Origin of the sequence: Shewanella sp. ECSMB14102, from assembly GCF_000813075.1 — a bacterium.
GTDB lineage: Bacteria > Pseudomonadota > Gammaproteobacteria > Enterobacterales > Shewanellaceae > Shewanella > Shewanella indica.
In genome coordinates this window covers 1-19069 of the sequence record NZ_JWGX01000028.1, presented here as the reverse complement: position 1 = coordinate 19069, position 19069 = coordinate 1, and the positions used below count along the sequence as shown (strand labels likewise).

The window sequence follows — 19069 nt, the reverse complement described above, 5'->3', positions numbered from 1 at the left end:
AAAGCTTAGGATCTGCACAGAAAACAGCACTTTTTGGAGTAATTCACCTTATGGGTATCAGAGCCATAGTCGTCGACACCGCCGGCACTACGACAGATCTTAACTTTATTCAGGATGTGCTTTTCCCCTATTCGGCCGAGGCATTGCCGGAGTTTTTAGAACGTTATCAAGATAATATTCTGGTAGAAAACTGTATCAGCGACACCAAAGAGATGGCATTGGAACCTGATGCCGATCTGCCGCGAGTAATAGAAATACTCCAACAATGGGTTGCCGAAGATCGCAAAGCCACTCCGTTGAAGACACTGCAGGGTCTGATCTGGAAACAGGGCTATGCCAAGAACGAGTTCACCGGTCACATCTATCCTGACTTCATTGAAGCCATCAAGGAATACAAGGCTCAGGGACTCAGAGTATACAGCTTCTCTTCCGGCTCAGTGGAAGCCCAGAAGCTACTATTCAGCCACAGTGATGGCGGCGATCTGACCGAACTGTTCAACGGTCATTTTGATACCCGCACCGGCGGCAAACTCGACAAGCAAGCCTACTGCAACATTATTAACACCATAAGTCTGAGCCCGAAGCAGATACTGTTTGTCTCGGACATGTTGGACGAACTCAAGGCCGCTGCCGCTGCCGGGCTGATCACCTGTCAGATGGTACGTGAAGCCGGGCAACGCACAGGTGATTTCCGGCAGGTAAAGAGCTTCGCCGAGCTAAAAATTGACTGATAACCGCCTAAGTTAACTGATGAATCAAGGGGAGCCAATGGCTCCCCTTATTGTTTACAACACCTATTCCTTATCCCGGAAAATCAACACCTGTACGGAATGTTGTTCCCCTCTTGAGACAGAGAGGCGCTGTTGTTATCCTGAGCCAACCAAAATAAAACGGTCGTTTAAATATGGAAGATTTTACTCAGCGTTACCCACAACACTCACAAATCCCGGTGGCCTGGGGCGAAATGGATGCCCTGCAACACGTCAACAATGTGGTCTATTTCCGCTACTTTGAGAGCGCCAGAATCGACTTCTTCAACCGCCATTTTCCCTTGGGTGAGATGTACAAACAGGGAATGGGGCCGGTAATAAGCGAAAACCAGGCCAGGTACAAGCGCCCGGTTACCTACCCGGATACCCTGCTGATAGGGGTCAAAATCAGCGATATAGGTGAAGACAGGTTTACCATGCATTACGAGGCGTACAGTAAGGCACAGCGAGCCATTACCACTACAGGTAGCTCTGTCGCCGTCATGTACGATTTCAAGAAAGGCACCAAGGCCAAATTACCGCAGGAATTGCTGGCAGTTCTCAAGGAATACCAAGAATAAAGTTGGTGTTCGAGCGAGTCTCTATTACACTTTTTTCCTATTAATAAACACAATAATAAGAGAAAAGCCCCTCAATGAGACTCTTTCTGCTGCTCTTCATGACTTGCTTTATGTGCTTCCAGGTCAAATCTGCACCCGGAGCCACTTCTTCTCCTGAACAGCAACTGGCCTCGGCCAGCGCTATCTTGGTGGACATGAAAACCGGTGAAATCCTCTATGAGGACAACCCGCAGCAGGTACAACCCATCGCCTCCATCACCAAATTGATGACGGCGCTGGTGACGCTGGATGCCAAGTTACCGCTCAACGAGCGGATTGCCGTGGATGTCAGCCAAACCCAAGTCATGCAAAATGTGGTATCTCGTATCCGTATCGGCAGTGAGCTAAAACGCAAAGAAGCACTGGCGCTGGCATTGATGTCTTCGGAAAATCGAGCTGCCGCGACCCTGGCGCATCACTATCCCGGCGGCTATCCGGCCTTTATCCAGGCGATGAATGCCAAGGCGGAAGAGTTGGGGATGACAGACAGTCACTTTGTTGAACCAACGGGGCTGTCGGAACAAAATGTCTCCAGTGCCAGGGACTTAGTCAAACTGCTGCAAGAGACTAAAAAGTATCCCTTGATAGGCGAGCTGAGCTCGGCCCCCAATCGCAGCGTCACCTTTCGTAAACCCAGATATAACCTGGCGTTTTACAACACTAATCGGCTGGTGAATAAACCAAACTGGCAAATTTCGCTTTCCAAGACGGGTTATACCGATGACGCCGGCCGCTGTCTGGTGATGCTGACCCAAATGGCCAAGCGGGAAGTCGCCTTTGTGGTGCTGGACGCCTTCGGCAAGCTAAGCCATCTGGCCGATGCCAACCGCTTAAAGAAGTGGCTGGAAACCGGCAAAATCAGTCAGGTTCCCCAAGAAGCTCTGGACTATAAACAACAAAAGCAAACAGAGCGTCAATCATTGCTCTCTGCCCGTTAATATTCAAAACCGCCGGTGACCCCGCGCAGATTTTTACTTTTGCGCGGTCGCCCCCATGTCGGTATTTGTTATCATCCCGCCACCTTTTAAAGGCCTTTGGCCTTAGCCGTTACTGAGTCAGGAAGATGCAGTCATTTAAAAAGCACACTCTTATCCCGCTGGATCCCCGGGATCCGCTCTCCATCAGCCAAGCACTGGCTCAATACCGGCAACAACTGCAGCAAAGCACTATTCTGCGTAAAGGGATGTTCGATATCGAATTTGTCGCCGAGACAGACAGCGGCAACCGCCGCCTGCAGATCGATGATCTGCAAGATTCAGGACTGCGCAGCCTGCTGCAGGAAGCCCTGAGCCTGGGCCCGGATGGCGAAGTATTCATGCTGCCGCCACTCATCAGTGACGAGTGTGACCTTTACCTCTCTGAACCTTTGCTGTTCGCCATTGCCATGCAACACCCGCACCTGACCCCCGAACTGCTGGCCACCGCCGAGGCCATGATAGACTTCGCCCGCAGGCACAATGATCTGCAGCGCATGTGGCTGGACGACAGCCGCATTTTCGGGGTCGAGGCCCTGTTTCTGCTGGCCCGGCGCACACCCGAACTGGCCTGGCTATTGGCACGCTTCCTGATCCCCGCCTGGGACAATGTCTACAGCAATGGCTATGAGCAATATATGGCACGGCTGCTCGAGCTCAATGGCTGGAGCCCGGATATGCTGCGGGCCTTTGTCTGGTGCGACAGTGACCATCTGCGCCAGGGCTTCTTCTACAGTGGCGAAACCGGCATTCAGAGTCATCAGCCTCTGGCCGACTTCCTCAAGCAAAATTCACAGCAATATCCTCTGTTCAAACAGCTGTTGAGCGAGCGTTTACTCAATAGCCCGAAACTGCTCGCCGCCGAAGACCGCCCACTCGGCAGAGTCGATGCCGTGCTGCATTTCTTTGTCAGCATGTACCCGATTGAGTTTGCCTGGTTTGAAGTTGAACAGAGCGAGGGGCTGGATACCCTGCTTGAAAGCCAGTTTATCTGCGCCAGCCTCGAAGAGGAGATAAGCGACCTGCGCGCCGCCATAGAGAGCCAGGCCAGTGGCGCGCTGGCCTGTTACAGATGCGGCATAACCGAGAGTGTTGAAACCGACGCAGATGAACAAGAAGGCAGCTATCAGGATGAGGACGATCAGCGGCCGGGCAGGCTGCTGCGTCTGTTAAAGCCATTGGTACTGGCGCAACCCCAAGGCGCGGCATTGTGGCAATATCTGCATGATGGCAGCCAACCCCAGGCGCTGGCGGCTCAGCAACCAATAGCATTAATTCCCGCCTGTAAGGCCAAAGCCCTGGGGCTCTATCACTACATAGTCGACTACTGCGTTACGGCAGAATCCAATCGACATATTGCCGAAGAGCTGAGCAGTATTCTCAGCGATAGCCGTTATGAACTGCTCTATGGTGATCAAGAAGATGTCGAAGCCTTTGCCGATATCTTGCCATCAAAGACTCTACCGCAAAGGCAACAGCAGTATTTACGCCTGCTGGATATCTGGTTCGCTTGGCTTGGTAAACCCGAGCTGGAAGAGATCCGCGAAAACCTGGTCGACGATGAAGGACTGCTCGATGATGTCCAATATCTGCAGCGCTACGGCAACCTCAGTGACACCAGTGAGCAGGCGCTGCTCGAGGCGCAACTGGCTAAACTGCTGCAGCAATGGAACGACAAGCGCCAGGTCTACAACCGCCCCTTGTTGAACAAGACCCTGGCCTTGTTCCGGCAACACCGGCAACTTGCCAACCCGGATAACTGGCCGCTGAGCCAGATGGAGCTCGGCCACTATGTGTTGCTGGCCTTCCTTTGGCAACAGGACTGTCTGGCCGGGTGCCATGACGCCACCAGCCGGGCGCTGAGCGAGAGATTAAACGCTAATAGCCCTTGGGAACTGCTTGCCGGGCAAGTGCTCAAACAGGCCGCAGACGATGCCAAGCCGCTCAAGGCGTTTATCTGTCGGCCCGAGTCCTCTCTTTGTGAGCTTGAGGCGCTGCAACTGGCACAAGACCAGCTCTATCGAAGAGGGCGTGATAGTGTTGGCCGCCAATTGACCCAGGAGCCCATCAGTGACTTCCAGCCCAAATACCTATTGTTCGACAAACAAGACGGTTTTCGCCGCGGTGCCATGCTGTGCTATTTCCTGCTGGCCTCGCAGCACACTTTAACTCACTCCTCGGCTCAGCCAAATGAGCCGCAAGCGCCGGCACTCATACTGGCCCGGCGCCTGTGGCAATGGCTGCTGGAACTGGCGCCACTCAAGCTCTTGCATTATGCCGCCATGCCTTACAGTGACGATAATTTCGACCCTGAGTTTGACTCTGATACCGAGCGCCTGGGCTTTGTCAGCAGCATGCAATCACTCGGCGTCAGTGAAGCCTTACTGACAGTGTTTGACTTCCAACTGTCGCTGAGCAGCGGCGATGGCGATAACACACTGCGCGCGCTAGCGCAGCTGAGCCAGTTGGCCCAGGCCTCATCGAGCCAGGCAGATCCACTGCTGCAGGCACTGAGACGACTGCCGGATAGAGAGAAGCTCAATGCCTTCGAACTGCTGGAGCTGCAATACCCCGGACAAGGCTTTATCCAACACCCCGAGCTGCAGCGGGAGTTGTCACTCTGCCTCGAGTATTTTATTCGCGACAACCTCAAGAGTTGGCAGCGGGTACTGGCTCAAGACTTTGATGGCCGCTGCCAGTTGCTGGAGCGGGGCATAAAGCAGCCTGTGGTTGCCGCGCCGCAACTTGTGGTTTGCGAGCAGGCCCAAGATGACAGATGGGACTGGCTCAATGTCAGCCTGCTTCGGCGTCAGGGTGAAGAGTTACAGGCATTATTGCTGACCCAAGCGATACCGCCGGAGGGCTTGCCCCAAGGTGTTGCGGGCGAGGTGCTGCTGTTTGACGAGAGTGTCAGCGCCGAGGAGATCTTGGCGGCATTCAAGGCCCTGTACTCGGTCGATGCCAGGGTCGCCTTGGTCAATGCTCGACTGCAAGCATACCTGAGTGGTGAACTGCCGCTGGCAGCCATGCAAGCCTGCCTGCAACGCCTGTTCGCCCTTGAAGAGCTGAGTATCTACTCATCCTTCGAGCGTTATGACCTCAAGCAGTGCCTGTGGCTGCTTCCCACCCCAACCCGGCAGCGACTGCTGCAGCTCCTGCTTGGCTACCAACTGGGATTTGAACTGTTCGATAAGCAGCTATTGCGGGCCTTTATGGCCGACAAGGTGGGCCGCGGCGACTGGCCAGCAACGCGATACATAGACAGGAGATACCAGGACAGCGATGAGCTGCAGGAAGCCGCGCTGAGCTGGCTGCTGCAAACCTTGGAGCCGCTGCGGCTTGAGCCGATGAAACTGCTGCGTTTTTGCCTCGGCAAGGGGGAATATGAGGCTCCCTGTGACTGGCTAGTCGCTCAACTGAGAAACGGCACGCTGACGCCCCTTATTACTCAGTTGACTGTCAATGAGAAAATCGAGCTGATCGATTGCCTGGAAGGCGACTACCCCGACGCGGCCGAGTTGCTCTCGGCACTGGCCAACGATGACTCCCGCCGGGTCAGAGATGCCATGGCAGAGCTTGCCTAACCGCCGCCGATTTGGGTAAGGCAAGGGGTTTGGCGGGCTACATAGGCTATGGACCACATAGACGCCTAGCAGCATGGGCACGCCTTTTAGGCTGTCTATGCTGCCCGCTTCAGCGCACCAGCCAGTCCAGAAATTGCCATAGCAAGACATTCATCTCCTGAGTCTCGGCCTGGCGCAGTACATCAGGTGGCTGCACCCAAGGATGGGGCTGACTAAACTCGGCGGTACTGTGACTGATAAGCGCCTCTATCGCCTCGGCGTCAAATTCCAGATGGCACTGAAAGCCGTACACTCTGGCACCATATTCCACTATCTGCCTCGGACATACCTCACTGAATGCCAACACCTTGCTATCGGCCGTCAGCCCAGGCATATCATGGTGCCAATGCCCCAGAGTGACACTGTCGCCGAAGCTTTCCAGGCCTGGATGCACCCTGCCGGCCGCGGTTAAGGTCACGGGAAAGAAGCCTATCTCAACCTCTGGGCTGGGTTCGAAAGAAGCACCGAGCGCCTCGCCAATCAGCTGTGCTCCCAAACAGATACCCAACACAGCCACCTGCCCGGCAATGGCTCTGGCTATCAAGGCCTGTTCCGCCCGGGCATCAAAATAGTGGCACTCGGCAATGCCGGTTGCCGGTGACTGTGGGCCTCCGAGCACAACCAATAAACCTACGCCTTGGAGGCTCTGCGGCAAGGATTCACCAAGCCAGAGGCGGGTATAGCTGGCTTCATAGCCGCGCGCGCGACACCAGTTCGCCAAAACCCCCGGCCCTTCGAAAGACTCATGTTGAATAAAATGTACCTTCACCTGTCGCTCCCGCGTTTGTTGTTCAGTTGACCGTCATGTTAGCCTTGACAGCAGATCGACAGGTATCGACACAAAGACAGATAACATTGCCAAACCGCCAAGCTATTTCCCCAACAGATACCCTAGCTTCAGAAGCACGGTTCGATGCCAACGGGCTGATAGCGGCTTATCCCTACGCCCGGGTGCTCAGCAAAGTGCTGTGGATGCCCAGAGGGCATGTCGATAGCTGGCACTGCCACAACTGGCATCAGTTGGTGTTTCCGGCAAGCGGCCTGTTACAGACTCAGGTCAGGGATACCCGCTTTATACTGCCCCATAACGGCGCCCTGTTTATTCCGGCAACCCAGGAGCATGAGTCCAGAGTCCTGGTGGATACCCAGTTCATCGGTCTCTACCTGGATCCCGCATATAGCCAGGGCTTTCCCACTCAGGCCAAACCCTTGGCAGTATCTCCCTTTCTAAGGGAATTGCTGCTACATATGACACAAGCACCCAGCCCGCAAGCCTCAGACGCAAGGTTGAGGTTATTGGCGGTTCTCAAGGATGAGGTGATCCAGGCGGCGCCCTATCGTTTGGGGTTACTGCTGCCAAAAGACAAACGTCTGCTGCGGATTTTTGATGAACAAGTTGCCAGGCCGGCATTGGAAATGACTCTGGCGCAATGGGCCGAGCGGGTGGGCGCATCCGAGCGCACTCTTTCCCGGCTGTTTGCCCGGGAACTGGGTTGCAGCTATCCACTCTGGCGCCAGCACCTACGTTTGTTGAGTTCGCTGACGCAGTTGGAACAAGGTGAAACAGTGCAACAGGTGGCATTTCAGGCGGGCTATCAGTCCGATTCTGCCTTTATCTGTGCCTTCAAAGGTCTCTTTGATCAGACACCTCACCAATACCGTAGCCAGAATAGGCCAACGTAGAAGACGCTGGCTTAATCTGTACTTGGAAAACGCCGACTCACTCCCGCAGCAAAGACTGCAGACGCTGACGGATCTCATCCGGAATAGGTCGACTCTGCTCACAGCTGTAGTCGTAGTGCACCAGGGTGGTCTTGGCTTCGGCGGTCAGCAGCTCTCCCTGCCAACTCTGTTGCAATACTTCGAACGAGCTGTTGCCTATGCGGCTGACCGAGGTCAATACTCTGACTGTCTTACCGTAATAGGTGGGCGCCTTAAAGGCGATGGTGAATCCGGCCACAATCAGGTTCCAGTTAGCCAGATCCAGACCTGGGTTGAAGATTTCGAACACAGGCTCTCTGGCAGCTTCAAACCACACGGGCAGCACAGTGTTATTGATATGGCCCAGGCCATCGGTTTCATTGAATCTGGGTTGAATATCCAGGCTTAACGCTTCCATAGGGTATCCTATTGTTATTATTGTTGATTAAAACTCGCACTTGTCTTTGCCGACCTTCAGCTTACCATTCATGGCACCTGGCTCAACCATCTTGCCGGTCGCCGTCATCCACTTGAGGTGTCCACGGGGGGGCGTAAGCCAGTTCAGAGGCGAGTGAAAATGATGAGAACATCAGGAGAAACAAGCCTGTGAGCCAGCCCTGTTGGAATAGTCCTTCCATATACTGCGTCCTTGAGAAATGGCCTTGGCAACAAGGTCAATCTTGGGCGCCAATACTACAACAGCCAAGATTGAACCTGAAGGAATCAGGATATTAAAAAGGCTGCCCAGGCAGCCTTCTTCGGACTTAACCGCCATACATGGCGTTAATTTCACGGGAATACTTGTGATAGATCATCTTACGTCTGAGCTTGAGGGTCGGGGTGATTAAACCCGCCTCCATAGAGAAGGCCTCAGGCAACAGGGTAAACTTTTTAATCTGCTCAAAACCCGCCAGTTCCTGTTGCAGGTGTTTGAGCCGTTCTTCAAAATGCTCCACCACATGGCTGTGACGTATCAACTCCAGCGGCGACTCATAACGGATCCCCTTCTGTCTGGCCCAAACCTCCAGAGCTTCAAAGGCAGGAACGATTAGTGCCGTCACATAGTTACGGGCATCGGCGACTACCGCCACCTGTTCGATGAAGGGGCAGCAACCTACTTTGCCTTCGACCCGCTGTGGCGCAATATACTTGCCATTGGAGGTCTTCATCAGCTCTTTGATCCTGTCGGTGATAAACAGATTACCCTGTTCATCCAGGTAACCGGCATCCCCAGTCTTGAGCCAACCATCCTCGAAGGCTTCGGCGGTGTCTTCGGGACGGTTAAAATAACCGCGCATCACGGTATCGCCGCGAACCAAAATCTCATTCTCGGCCCCGAGACGAATTTCCACTTCGGGCATACAGCGACCATTGGAACCTGTCACCCTATTGTCCAATGTATTACAGGTGACGGTTGCCGTGGTTTCTGTCATACCGTAACCACAAAGTACCGGCAGGTTAATGGCAGCAAAGAATGCACTCACTTTAGCATCCAAGGCGGCACCACCACAGGGCATCAACCGCAGACGACCGCCAAGAGCCGCTCTGAGCCGGCGATAAACCAACTTGTCAGCCAAATACCACTGCAATGACAATTTTTTACTGGGTTGAGCCCGGCCCTGCATCACTTCAAACTGGCGCTCGCCCACAGCCAGTGCCCAAGCAAACAACTTGCGATTGCCATTCCCGGCCCGGGTCACTTTATCCTGTACTGCGCTGTAAACCTTCTCCAGGAATCTGGGCACCACACACAAGGTGTGAGGACGCACGGCGGCAATGGCTTCCTTTACCCTATGAGTGTCAGCCAGGTAGACATTTCTGCCACCACGACTGAGTACATAGAAGGTCCAACCGCGCTCATAAACATGGCTCAGAGGCAGGAATACCAAGGAAACCTGATCAGCTTCAAAGGGGATCAATTGAAAGTGTTGGCGCATAGCCGAAGCAAAGTTACGTTGATCCAGCATAACCCCCTTGGGATCGCCGGTGGTGCCTGAGGTGTAGATCAGAGTCAGCAGGTCATCCAGAGTGGCATTCTGTTCACGGACAGCCAACTCAGTGCGTGCTTCTTCGGATACAACTTGGTTCAGTAATACATCCAGATGATGATGATGCAGTTTTTCCAAAGTAACATGTTTGTCAAACACCACCACAAGTTCCAATGTCGGACACATTGCTTCTAACTGACAAGCCAGTCGATACTGTGCCTTATTGGCCACAAATAAAACTTTTGCGCCGGCATCATTGATGATATAGGCAGCTTGCTTCAGGGTGGAGGTAGGGTAAACCGGCACCACAACGCCACGGGCACGAACGACGCCGACATCGGCGCAAGTCCACTGCGGGCAGTTATGGGACAGGATCACGGCGCGATCCTGAACCTCAAAGCCATTGGCAATCAGGATTCCGGCAATAGCCGCACTGATGCGGTCAAATTCGTTCCAGCTGACCTTATCCCAAGGCGCAGCTATTTCGAAGCCTTCCAGGGCGATATCCTCTGCACGCGCTTCAAGCTGCTGACGCAAGAGATGGGTGATTCTGTACTGCTCTAGAGACATAACTCGGTTTACCTTTTTAGCTTACAGCTGTTCCGCTTTTTGCGATTCTACCCCAAGGCTCAAGTAAACATAAGAGCTTTTGCTCTAGTTTCGTACAGTATCACGCTTCCCCCATAGAGATCAGACCAGTTGTGGTATCAAGGTTCAACGACTCCTGTACGCCATAATCTACGGCTACAACGATGAAACACTACTAGCGCCAATACCAGCATAATCAGGTCAAGGCTCAGCCAAACAACGCTGCCCGAACCTTGTTGTAACCCCCGTGCCAGGCCGGAACTCCAAGTAGAATTGACAATAAACAGCAGCATGACGCCAGCCAGATAGCCTTTCTGGTGGCTGATACTTCCCAGCGCCAGGAGCAGCGCCGAGCCCCAGAGAGCCGCCAGCAATTGGTGCACTCCAGCTAAGCCTTGGGTTTCGCCGACGAACCAATCCAACATCAGGATCAAGGTTAACATCAGCCCCAACAACGCCAGCAATCGGGTTTGACCGCGGGCAAATGCGGCCGTCAACCCAGCAAGTCCAGTATGCCCGGGCAGCAACAGCAATAACTCAGCCCCTCGCCAGCGTTGCAGCCGACTCCAGTGCACCAGGGAGCAGATGAGCATGGCTAACTGGCCGGCGATATAAATCACCGGCAATTGTTTATGCCAACCTAAATTAACAAGTATCAACAGCAGACTGCTGCCCGGCAGCAGGATCAGCAACCAGCTCAAGGTGGGGCCGATGAAAAAATTGACCGGATGCAGCCAGGCTTCCAACCTCAGCAGCGGCGGCCATATCCCCAGCCTTGGGCCTAAAACCCAACCCGCCTCCAGCCCATTGAGATAGATGCTACGCGCCTGTGGGTGCCAGCAAAGCAAGCGTAACTGTCTGGCGAGCATGACCAATAACACTGTCGTTGCCAACCACCAGCTCCAGGCGGGTAAAAGACGGGCAATGGACTCGCTGATTGGCAAGACCAAGAACAGCAGTACCGACCAGTAAAAACACTTGGGATAGCGCAAACATGCCAGTACAAACGCCAGCCCCAGACTCCAGGCAACACCTTGAATAGCCAAATTCGCAGGTGAAATCGCCAAACAAATAAGCTGAACCAGTATCGCCAGCACTGTGGCCTGCAGCAGTAGCGCCTTTTTAAAACCCGGCACCAATACCAGCCATTCACAGGCGGCCAGACGATTGGATTGCCAGGCAAAGGCGGCACATCCAGAAAGAATTGCCATTGCCTGGAACATCCCGGTCTTGTCGCTATCCCCACTCAACTGTATCACCAGGGCCAAAAACAAGCCCAGTCCGGCCGTTATCAGGAAGCTGACACTGCCGATATCTTTAAGCCATAAGGCAGGGAAAAAAGCCAGCCTCATGGATGCAGCTCCATAAACAGCTGCTCCAGATTCAGGCGGCGGGCATCTATCATGCCGGGCAAGGCCTGCCCCCGATAACCATCCACCACACAGCCGGCACGGGTTGTCGCCAACAGCCGCATGGATTCAGGCAACTGGATGTCACTGTCTGCAGCGAACTTCAGCAAACGCACCTCCTCCCTGAGCGCATCTATCTCCTTAAACAGCAGTAATTCCCCTGCTTTCAGCAACGCCAGATGACTGGCGACCCGTTCCAGATCTGAAGTGATATGTGATGAAAACAGTACGGCGGAACCTGATTCCAACGCCAGCTCGAACAGATCAGCCATAAAACGACGTCTGGCAACGGGATCCAGACTGGCCACAGGCTCATCCAACACCAGCAACTGAGGTCGATAGGCCATTGCCATAATGAGCGCCAGAGACTGACGTTGTCCCCCTGAAAGCCGTTGCACCTGAGCTTTGAGATCCAGACCGAAACGCTGCAACCATTGTTGCTGCAACTCCATGTCCCACTGAGGATAGAAACTGCTGTGCATGGCCAGCGCCCGCTCGACACTGAACCCCTCATAGCCGAAGGGCTGCTGCGGCACATAGCCCAAACGCTGCTTATGGCCTGAATCCAGCTGCTGCGGCGCCTGTCCCAGAGTCGTCACCAGGCCACTGTCACAGGGAATTATCCCAAGCGCAATACGCATCAGGGTCGATTTACCGGCGCCATTGGCACCAAGCAGCCCTACCACCATCCCTGGCTCCAACTGCAGATCTACCGCGGTTAACACAGATTTGCCGTCGAAGCTCTTGTCGACCTTAGTGAAACACAATAATGACCCGGCTGGCTGTTCCATACTTTTTCCCTGTTATTCCTTGGTTTGGGGCCAATATTTGACTACCAGCTGCTGCAGCCCCTGCTGCGACAACCCCAACTGTTGCGCCGTCACCAACAAGTCTTCAAGCTGCGGCGTTATTATGGCCTCAGCCGATAGACTCTGATGAGCCTGACGCAGGGCTACCCGGGTTGCCTGGCCGCGTCGCCGCTCCAGCCATCCCTGCTCCACCAACTGCTGCACCGCCCTGGAAACTGTCATGGGGTTTACAGCCAGATGCTCAGCCATCTGCCGCACCGAGGGCAATACGGTTTCCTCGGGCAGCTGACCGCCGACGATCAGATGAATAATCTGCTCGCTCAATTGGCGGTAGATGGGGTCGCCGCTGCTGGGGTTGACATTCAATAGTTCTAACATTAGCCTTGAAACACTGTATTAATACATTGATACAGTAGTTAAACTAACACAATCCGGCAGGAATGCCAAAAAGGGACACAAGCATGAAGCAAAGGAACTTTGGCCAACAATACTGGCCTGCCGTAACCAGCATGCTGTTGTTGGCACTGGGGCTCTGTTGGACGCCGCTGAGTCAGGCACAGACAGCTTCCGAAAGCACGGGCTGTTATATCGACGGTCTATCTGAGCGTCTGCGTTGCGGCACAATTCGAGTCGCGGAGGATCCGCAAAAACCCGATGGCCGCCAGTTGGCAATCCACTATGCCGTCTTGCCGGCCATCAAGAATACCGCCCCCGATGAAGCCGTATTGGCCATTTCAGGTGGGCCGGGACAGTCGGCCATCGAAAATGCCGCCACCTTCAACCTGATCTTAAGCAAAGTGCGTCAAAACCGGGACATATTGCTGATAGATCAGCGCGGCACCGGCCAGTCCAACGCCCTTGAATGTGCAGCGTTGGATTTGGAACAAACCCTGGCCTATAACGACGAAGCACTGGATGTCGAACAGGAAACCCGTAACTGCCTGAGCAAGTTGGATGCCGATATCAGCCAATACGGCAGCGAGCAAGCATTGCACGACTTCGAAGCGGTTCGCCGGCATCTGGGTTATCAGAAACTGCACCTTTATGGCATCTCCTACGGCAGCCGTATGGCCCAGCTCTATATGCGCCACTATCCAGAGGTACTCAAAACAGTGACCCTGGATGGCGTCGTACCTATGCAGCAGAGTGTGCTGGCCATAGGCGCCGCCATTGGCCGGGCCCAGGATCTGCTGCTGAGCGATTGTGAACAGGACGCTTTGTGCGCTCAAACCTACCCACAGTTGCGTCAGGAACTGAACCAACTGGCCGAGCGCCTGGGGCAACATGCGGTGATGAAGAAGGTGCCTCATCCGGTAACCGGCGATATCGCCATGCTGACCCTGACCCGTAGCAAGCTGCTCGGCAGCCTGAGAATGGCGCTCTACAGCCCCTCGGTCAGAGCCTTGCTGCCCTACGCCATCCACCGAGCGGCAATGGAGGAATACCAACCCCTGCTGGGGCTGATGGCTCTCAGTGTCGATAGCACAGGTATCGCCATGGGCATGCACGCCGCCGTGGTTTGCGGTGAAGATTGGCCCAGATTGACCGCCGCCGAGCGTCAACAGGCCGAGGCCAGCGTCATAGGCAAAGAGATGCTCAGCAGCCTGGACAGAAGCTGCCCTATCTGGAATGTCCCGGCCGCGGCGGCCACCTTTGCCGAGCCGATAGCCAGCGATATCCCCACCCTGCTGCTTTCCGGAGCCAAGGACCCCGCCACGCCGCCTTCCTGGGGCGAGCTGGCCATGACCCAGTTGAGCAACGCCAGACACTTGATCTCCCCCTATGCCACCCATGGTGTCGCCGCCCAGTCCTGCGCCAATGAGCTGATCGCCGAGCTGGTCAAGGGCACGGCGCCGGACAAGTTGGATGGCGAGTGTCTCAACAAAGATGTGCGTCGCAGTTTCTATCTCAACGCCAGCACAGTGGAAGCCATTCCAGGAGGAACAAAATGATCAAGGTGACCAATCTGAGTAAGCGCATTGGCAAGGTTCAAGCCCTGGATGGCCTGAGTTTCAGCGCCGAAGATGGCATGATTACCGGCCTGCTCGGCCCCAATGGCGCAGGCAAGACTACCTGCCTGCGCACTGTGTTTGGCCTGTTGAAACCGGACGAAGGCATAGCCGAAGTCGACGGCATAGATGTCGGTCGCAATCCGCTGGCGGCCAAGCAGCAACTGGGGTTGTTTCCGGATCCCTTCGGCCTCTATGAACGCCTGAGTCCGAGGGAATATATTCGTTTCTTCGCCGAACTCAGCGGCATGCCGAGCAAGGCCGCCAAGCAGGCGACTGCCGATGTGCTCGGCAAACTCAAGATGGACGATATTGCCGATCGCCACTGCAAGGGCTTTTCCCAGGGGCAGCGGATGAAGACGGCGCTGGCTCAGGCCATAGTGCATCAACCTACCAATATTATTCTCGACGAACCCACCCGCGGGCTGGATGTGATGAGCACCCGGGTTCTGCGGGAGCTGCTGTTGGATCTCAAACGCCAGGGCCACTGTGTGTTGTTCTCCAGCCATGTGATGCAGGAGGTCGCCGCCCTCTGTGACAAGGTGATAGTCATGACCCAGGGACGCGTAGTGGCCGTTGGCAGCCCGACCGATCTATGCCGTCAAACCGGTAAGGAGTCATTGGAAGATGCCTTTATACAACTGATAGGCACGGATGAGGGGATAGCCGCATGATGAGTCGACTCTTGACACTGGTTCGCAAGGAACTGCTGGATGCCGCCCGCGACAAGCGTTCTGTAATGGCAGGTCTCTACTATGCCATAGGCACGCCGTTGATCATGTGCGGTCTGTTTGTGGTGCTGATTGGTCAGCTCTCCAGCCCGGATGATCTGCAAATTCGCATAGACAACGCCGAACAGGCGCCGGATCTGGTGCGCTATCTCGGCCAGAAGGGGATAAATCAGGACAGCGGCGAGCAGGCAGGCGCTCTGATACTGCAGATAAGCGAGCAATATCGGGCGCAGATGGCCAAAGGCGAAAGGGCCGAGGTGATCCTGATAGCCGACAACTCGGATGAAAAGCTGCAGAAATCGATTCGCCGTCTGGAGCGGGCGCTGCAGGGTTATTCCTCCGAAATGGGCAGCCTGCGCCTACTGGCCCGCGGTATAGATCCCAGGATAATGCAGCCGATTAAGGTGCAACTGCAGGATCAGGCCACGCCCGACTCCAAGGGCGGAATGATCCTCGGGATCGCCATTTTCACCATGATCTACTCGGTATTTATTTCCGGGATGAATCTGGCGATAGATACCAGTGCCGGCGAACGTGAACGCAACTCATTGGCGCTGCTACTGAGTCACCCTGTCACTCCGAGGCAATTGGTGATCTCCAAACTGCTGGCGGTGACTGTGTTTGCCATGCTGGGCTTGATGCTGATTTTGCTGATCTCCAAGTTTGCCTATCCCATGGTGCCCTGGCAGGAGCTCGGCTTCAGCATCAGTATCAGCGCCGAGTTTATTGCCCTGATGCTGTTGATAGGCTTGCCGGTCGCCCTGCTGGCCGCCAGCATGCAGCTGTTTGTGTCCTTCCTGGCCAAGACCTTCAAGGAAGCCCAGTCCTATCTGACCATAGTACTGTTCGTGCCCTTGGCCCTGGCAATGACCGCCAGCTACGACATAGCGCCGGACACCTTGCAGTGGTTGCCGGTCTCGGGGCAGCAACAGGCACTGATGGCTTTTATCAAGGGTAAGGAGTTGCCGCTGCTGCAGCTGTTGGTATCCAGCTTGCTGACGTTGGCCATCGCCGCCGCCCTGGTGCTGGGACTGGAACGCTCACTCAAGAGCGAAAAGGTGGTGTTCGGCCTCTGATCCCCCAAGGCCGCAAAAGAAAAGGCAAGCCGAGATTCAATATTGGCTTGCCTTTCGATTGCCGAAACCCCGAAACCCGTCCCCCGAAACCCAAGGGTATCGGCCGGGTAAAAACCGGGTTGGCTTATTTCGCCTTGGGACGAAACGGCTTGATCACTGTCTCATCACATTCGAGGAAGGGGCCTTCCATCAAATCGATACAGTAAGGAATCGCCGGGAATACCGCATCCAGGCACTCACGAATCGACTTGGGCTTACCCGGTAAGTTGACTATCAGGGTGTCATCTCTCAACCCGGCGGTTTGCCGTGACAAAATCGCTGTCGGAACAAACTTGAGTGACTCGGCGCGCATCAGCTCGCCAAAGCCAGGCATCATACGATCGCACACGGCTTCGGTCGCCTCGGGCGTAACATCGCGCTTGGCCGGCCCTGTGCCCCCTGTGGTCACCACCAGACAACAGCCGTCTTCATCGGCCATCCGCTTGAGGGTGGCTTCAATCACCGTCCTCTCGTCCGGGATCACTTCATAAACACTTTCCCACTCACTGGTGAGATAAGCATTGAGAGTCTCTATGATCGCCTTACCGGAAATGTCTTCATAAACTCCGGCGCTGGCACGGTCACTAACGGTTACTATCCCGATTTTGGCTTTGGCCATGCTGTTCCCCTTGGCAAAAATACTTGTGTTGCAGTGGCGCCTAACATACCACAATTAGGCTTTGCTGCCCCCATCAGCGGGAGCATTTTGTCGTCTCGGGGTCGGGAGTCTCAAGAGGCTTGGTTCTCAAGCGGTGCCAGGCGCTCAACGCCAGCAAATACAGGGTTGCCACCACAAACGCCAGCACAGTTCCCCAGACAATGCCGAGCCGCGGATAGAGCCAGCTCACCGCAATCACATAACACATGAGCGACCCCAGGCCTCTGGGATAATGCTTGATAATGGTTTGTGCCTGCGGCGCACCATAGGCCAGATGAATGATCAACAAAAACGGATAAAGCGTAATGGGGAAAGCGGCCAGAATACCGGCCTGAGCCGGCGTCAGCAGTTTGGCCGCCGCCGTGACCAACAGCACTATTATGGCGGCTGCCGCAGCCCTAAGCAGCAATACCAGTGGGCTGAGTCGAACGGGCTTGGCTACTGTAGCGTCCGGTATTTTGGCAAGCACCAAACCCACAAGCACAATCGCCAGCAGCAGCGCCAGGCTTCCGCCGAGGAGATTAAGATTCAACAGACTCAGAAGATAGCCACTGAGGCCAAAGGCCAGCAATCCCAGGCCTGACCCCAGCAGTGCCACTAACGGCAGTGGCCGCCCACCGCCGAGACGAATACCCAGGGCATAACCACAAATCAGCAGCAACGAAGCGATAAAACCGGACAAGGCCGCGGTAGCACTGGCGGCAGCAAAGGGTTCACCCAATTCAATGCCGATAAAAAACAGTGCGATAGCCGTACCAAGCGGATAGCCGGACAAAATACCCGCCACTCTGGGGCTGACCCGCTCAGCCACCAGCGACAGGCCCACCACGGCTATGATGGCGGTAGCTATTTTGGCGAGTAACAGGCTATCCATCTCCCTTCTCCCGACACTAGAGCAGGCGCCTGGCCTGCCAATACTTTTGCTTCCAGTAGCTGTTATCTAACGATGAGATCATCACCCCCTGACTGGTAGAGGCGTGCATAAACTCATTGTTGCCTATATAGATCCCCACATGGCGGCTACTCCAGCCAGTCTTGAAGAACAGAAGATCGCCCACCTTGAGCTGGCTTTTCTTGACCGCGAACCCCAGCTTGCGCTGTTCCTCCACTGTGCGCGGCAGCATGATGTCGCTCAATCGCCGGTAAGTCAGGCTGACAAAGCCCGAACAGTCGACACCTCGCTTGCTCATGCCTCCCAAACGATAGGGAACCCCATGCCATTCTCGCTGCATCGTCAGCAGCCGCTGCTGTGACAGGGGCACTTGCTCATATCGCTTGGCTTCGGACTCTGTGCCCACTTGGGGCTTAGCCACTGTAGCCGGAGCGGAAACAGGATCGGGACGACCGGAACAGCCACTCAGGGCGCCCAACAACAGGAATGTCGCCAATATCTGCCACAGCTGCATGCACTTTCCAACTCAGATGCCATTGAAGAACCCCTAATGTGCAATAAGCCGCCGCTATTTGCAAAATCTGTGGTTAACATTGAGTTTTCCTCGGCCAATAAAGCAGATATATCAACTGAGCTAAGATGTTTTCATTTAAACCGGCATGCCAAAGAATCACAGCGACCAGAGCTCTAGCCAAGCGGAAGAGCTTCCCTTCAGGAACTATACTCAGCAAGATCCCGTAAGGAGGTTGTTATGCCTAAATTCATCATTGAAAGAGACTTACCCGGAGCCGGAGGTTTATCCACGGCAGAGTTTCGTGAAATCTCACAAAAGTCCTGTGCCGTGTTGGAAGATATGGGGCCGAAGGTCCAGTGGGTAGAGAGCTTTGTGACCCCAGATAAGATCTACTGCGTTTACATAGCCCCCAATGAGACACTGGTGCGTGAACATGCGGAAAGGGGCGGTTTTCCTATCAATGCCGTCAATGAGGTGAGACGTTCAATCGACCCAACGACGGCGGAGTAACTCAAAAGGGACTTTGCTTATTCAAAGTCCCTTGTATCCTCAAGGACACCCCAACGTAGCCGAAATCCCCGCTCAAAAGACAGAAAAGACAGGACAGCCATATCTTTTTGATGTTTCGCCCAAGAAAAAGACAGGACAGCCATATCTTTTTGATGTTTCGCCCAGGCTTGACTAGGCTT

General features: G+C 54.8%; 18 protein-coding genes. 9 read left to right on the top strand and 9 right to left on the bottom strand.

Annotation, left to right across the window (positions count from 1 at the left end):
* Positions 1 to 50 precede the first annotated feature (50 nt).
* The 4 genes from mtnC to RC73_RS10465 all read left to right on the top strand — a co-directional run bounded on the left by mtnC (position 51) and on the right by RC73_RS10465 (position 5927).
* Complete coding sequence (gene mtnC / locus RC73_RS10480) at positions 51 to 731, top strand: acireductone synthase (RefSeq protein WP_039034588.1); 681 nt, start codon at positions 51 to 53, stop codon at positions 729 to 731.
* Positions 732 to 904: 173 nt separating this feature from the next.
* Positions 905 to 1330 (top strand): acyl-CoA thioesterase, encoded by a 426-nt coding sequence (locus RC73_RS10475; RefSeq protein ID WP_039034587.1) that lies wholly within the window; start codon positions 905 to 907, stop codon positions 1328 to 1330.
* A gap of 74 nt (positions 1331 to 1404) precedes the next feature.
* Entirely contained in the window at positions 1405 to 2307 is a 903-nt protein-coding gene (gene pbpG / locus RC73_RS10470; RefSeq protein WP_082014298.1) for a D-alanyl-D-alanine endopeptidase, read from the top strand.
* A gap of 125 nt (positions 2308 to 2432) precedes the next feature.
* A complete protein-coding gene (locus RC73_RS10465; protein ID WP_039034586.1) occupies positions 2433 to 5927 on the top strand; it encodes a hypothetical protein in 3495 nt (1164 codons plus the stop codon).
* Between the two features lie 109 nt (positions 5928 to 6036).
* Here RC73_RS10465 and RC73_RS10460 read toward each other — a convergent pair whose 3' ends face one another.
* Positions 6037 to 6735, bottom strand: coding sequence for a glutamine amidotransferase-related protein (locus RC73_RS10460; RefSeq protein WP_039034585.1), 699 nt, complete (start codon positions 6733 to 6735; stop codon positions 6037 to 6039).
* 86 nt (positions 6736 to 6821) lie between these two features.
* Between RC73_RS10460 and RC73_RS10455 the strand changes: the two genes are divergently transcribed.
* A complete protein-coding gene (locus tag RC73_RS10455) occupies positions 6822 to 7649 on the top strand; it encodes an AraC family transcriptional regulator (protein ID WP_233962818.1) in 828 nt (275 codons plus the stop codon).
* A 37-nt stretch (positions 7650 to 7686) separates the two neighbouring features.
* Here the strand turns inward: RC73_RS10455 and RC73_RS10450 are convergent, their stop codons facing one another.
* The 5 genes from RC73_RS10450 to RC73_RS10425 form a co-directional block, all read right to left on the bottom strand.
* A complete protein-coding gene (locus RC73_RS10450; RefSeq protein WP_039034584.1) occupies positions 7687 to 8085 on the bottom strand; it encodes an acyl-CoA thioesterase in 399 nt (132 codons plus the stop codon).
* 346 nt (positions 8086 to 8431) lie between these two features.
* Entirely contained in the window at positions 8432 to 10225 is a 1794-nt protein-coding gene (locus tag RC73_RS10440) for an AMP-dependent synthetase/ligase (RefSeq protein WP_039034582.1), read from the bottom strand.
* Between the two features lie 137 nt (positions 10226 to 10362).
* Complete coding sequence (locus RC73_RS10435) at positions 10363 to 11595, bottom strand: hypothetical protein (protein ID WP_039034581.1); 1233 nt, start codon at positions 11593 to 11595, stop codon at positions 10363 to 10365.
* Positions 11592 to 12443, bottom strand: coding sequence for an ABC transporter ATP-binding protein (locus tag RC73_RS10430; protein ID WP_039034580.1), 852 nt, complete (start codon positions 12441 to 12443; stop codon positions 11592 to 11594). The genes RC73_RS10435 and RC73_RS10430 overlap by 4 nt, the downstream gene beginning before the upstream one ends.
* A gap of 12 nt (positions 12444 to 12455) precedes the next feature.
* On the bottom strand, positions 12456 to 12839 hold the full coding sequence (locus RC73_RS10425; protein WP_039034579.1) for a GntR family transcriptional regulator: 384 nt from the start codon (positions 12837 to 12839) through the stop codon (positions 12456 to 12458).
* An 83-nt stretch (positions 12840 to 12922) separates the two neighbouring features.
* Between RC73_RS10425 and RC73_RS10420 the strand changes: the two genes are divergently transcribed.
* The 3 genes from RC73_RS10420 to RC73_RS10410 are packed head-to-tail and all read left to right on the top strand — an operon-like array spanning position 12923 to position 16277.
* Complete coding sequence (locus RC73_RS10420) at positions 12923 to 14413, top strand: alpha/beta fold hydrolase (RefSeq protein ID WP_039034578.1); 1491 nt, start codon at positions 12923 to 12925, stop codon at positions 14411 to 14413.
* The gene (locus tag RC73_RS10415) at positions 14410 to 15144 is read left to right on the top strand and encodes an ABC transporter ATP-binding protein (RefSeq protein WP_025888473.1); all 735 of its coding nucleotides are present in this window, start codon (positions 14410 to 14412) and stop codon (positions 15142 to 15144) included. The genes RC73_RS10420 and RC73_RS10415 overlap by 4 nt, the downstream gene beginning before the upstream one ends.
* Positions 15141 to 16277, top strand: coding sequence for an ABC transporter permease (locus tag RC73_RS10410; RefSeq protein WP_372584299.1), 1137 nt, complete (start codon positions 15141 to 15143; stop codon positions 16275 to 16277). The genes RC73_RS10415 and RC73_RS10410 overlap by 4 nt, the downstream gene beginning before the upstream one ends.
* Before the next feature lie 124 nt (positions 16278 to 16401).
* Here RC73_RS10410 and mog read toward each other — a convergent pair whose 3' ends face one another.
* From mog to RC73_RS10395, 3 genes are all read right to left on the bottom strand, one after another.
* Positions 16402 to 16935 (bottom strand): molybdopterin adenylyltransferase, encoded by a 534-nt coding sequence (mog, locus tag RC73_RS10405; protein WP_039034577.1) that lies wholly within the window; start codon positions 16933 to 16935, stop codon positions 16402 to 16404.
* Between the two features lie 73 nt (positions 16936 to 17008).
* Positions 17009 to 17848, bottom strand: coding sequence for a hypothetical protein (locus RC73_RS10400; RefSeq protein WP_052248132.1), 840 nt, complete (start codon positions 17846 to 17848; stop codon positions 17009 to 17011).
* A 16-nt stretch (positions 17849 to 17864) separates the two neighbouring features.
* Entirely contained in the window at positions 17865 to 18380 is a 516-nt protein-coding gene (locus RC73_RS10395) for an NlpC/P60 family protein (protein WP_052248131.1), read from the bottom strand.
* Between the two features lie 237 nt (positions 18381 to 18617).
* Here RC73_RS10395 and RC73_RS10390 point away from each other — a divergent pair, with 237 nt between their 5' ends.
* Positions 18618 to 18890 carry a DUF4242 domain-containing protein gene (locus tag RC73_RS10390; protein WP_039034576.1) on the top strand — a complete coding sequence of 91 codons (273 nt, stop codon included), beginning with the start codon at positions 18618 to 18620 and terminating at the stop codon, positions 18888 to 18890.
* Positions 18891 to 19069 lie beyond the last annotated feature (179 nt).

Coding starts and splice junctions, on each gene's coding strand:
- mtnC (WP_039034588.1), top strand. CDS start 51: ATGGGTATCAGAGCCATAGTCGTCGACACCGCCGGCACTACGACAGAT.
- RC73_RS10475 (WP_039034587.1), top strand. CDS start 905: ATGGAAGATTTTACTCAGCGTTACCCACAACACTCACAAATCCCGGTG.
- pbpG (WP_082014298.1), top strand. CDS start 1,405: ATGAGACTCTTTCTGCTGCTCTTCATGACTTGCTTTATGTGCTTCCAG.
- RC73_RS10465 (WP_039034586.1), top strand. CDS start 2,433: ATGCAGTCATTTAAAAAGCACACTCTTATCCCGCTGGATCCCCGGGAT.
- RC73_RS10450 (WP_039034584.1), bottom strand. CDS start 8,085: ATGGAAGCGTTAAGCCTGGATATTCAACCCAGATTCAATGAAACCGAT.
- RC73_RS10440 (WP_039034582.1), bottom strand. CDS start 10,225: ATGTCTCTAGAGCAGTACAGAATCACCCATCTCTTGCGTCAGCAGCTT.
- RC73_RS10435 (WP_039034581.1), bottom strand. CDS start 11,595: ATGAGGCTGGCTTTTTTCCCTGCCTTATGGCTTAAAGATATCGGCAGT.
- RC73_RS10430 (WP_039034580.1), bottom strand. CDS start 12,443: ATGGAACAGCCAGCCGGGTCATTATTGTGTTTCACTAAGGTCGACAAG.
- RC73_RS10425 (WP_039034579.1), bottom strand. CDS start 12,839: ATGTTAGAACTATTGAATGTCAACCCCAGCAGCGGCGACCCCATCTAC.
- RC73_RS10420 (WP_039034578.1), top strand. CDS start 12,923: ATGAAGCAAAGGAACTTTGGCCAACAATACTGGCCTGCCGTAACCAGC.
- RC73_RS10415 (WP_025888473.1), top strand. CDS start 14,410: ATGATCAAGGTGACCAATCTGAGTAAGCGCATTGGCAAGGTTCAAGCC.
- RC73_RS10410 (WP_372584299.1), top strand. CDS start 15,141: ATGATGAGTCGACTCTTGACACTGGTTCGCAAGGAACTGCTGGATGCC.
- mog (WP_039034577.1), bottom strand. CDS start 16,935: ATGGCCAAAGCCAAAATCGGGATAGTAACCGTTAGTGACCGTGCCAGC.
- RC73_RS10400 (WP_052248132.1), bottom strand. CDS start 17,848: ATGGATAGCCTGTTACTCGCCAAAATAGCTACCGCCATCATAGCCGTG.
- RC73_RS10395 (WP_052248131.1), bottom strand. CDS start 18,380: ATGCAGCTGTGGCAGATATTGGCGACATTCCTGTTGTTGGGCGCCCTG.
- RC73_RS10390 (WP_039034576.1), top strand. CDS start 18,618: ATGCCTAAATTCATCATTGAAAGAGACTTACCCGGAGCCGGAGGTTTA.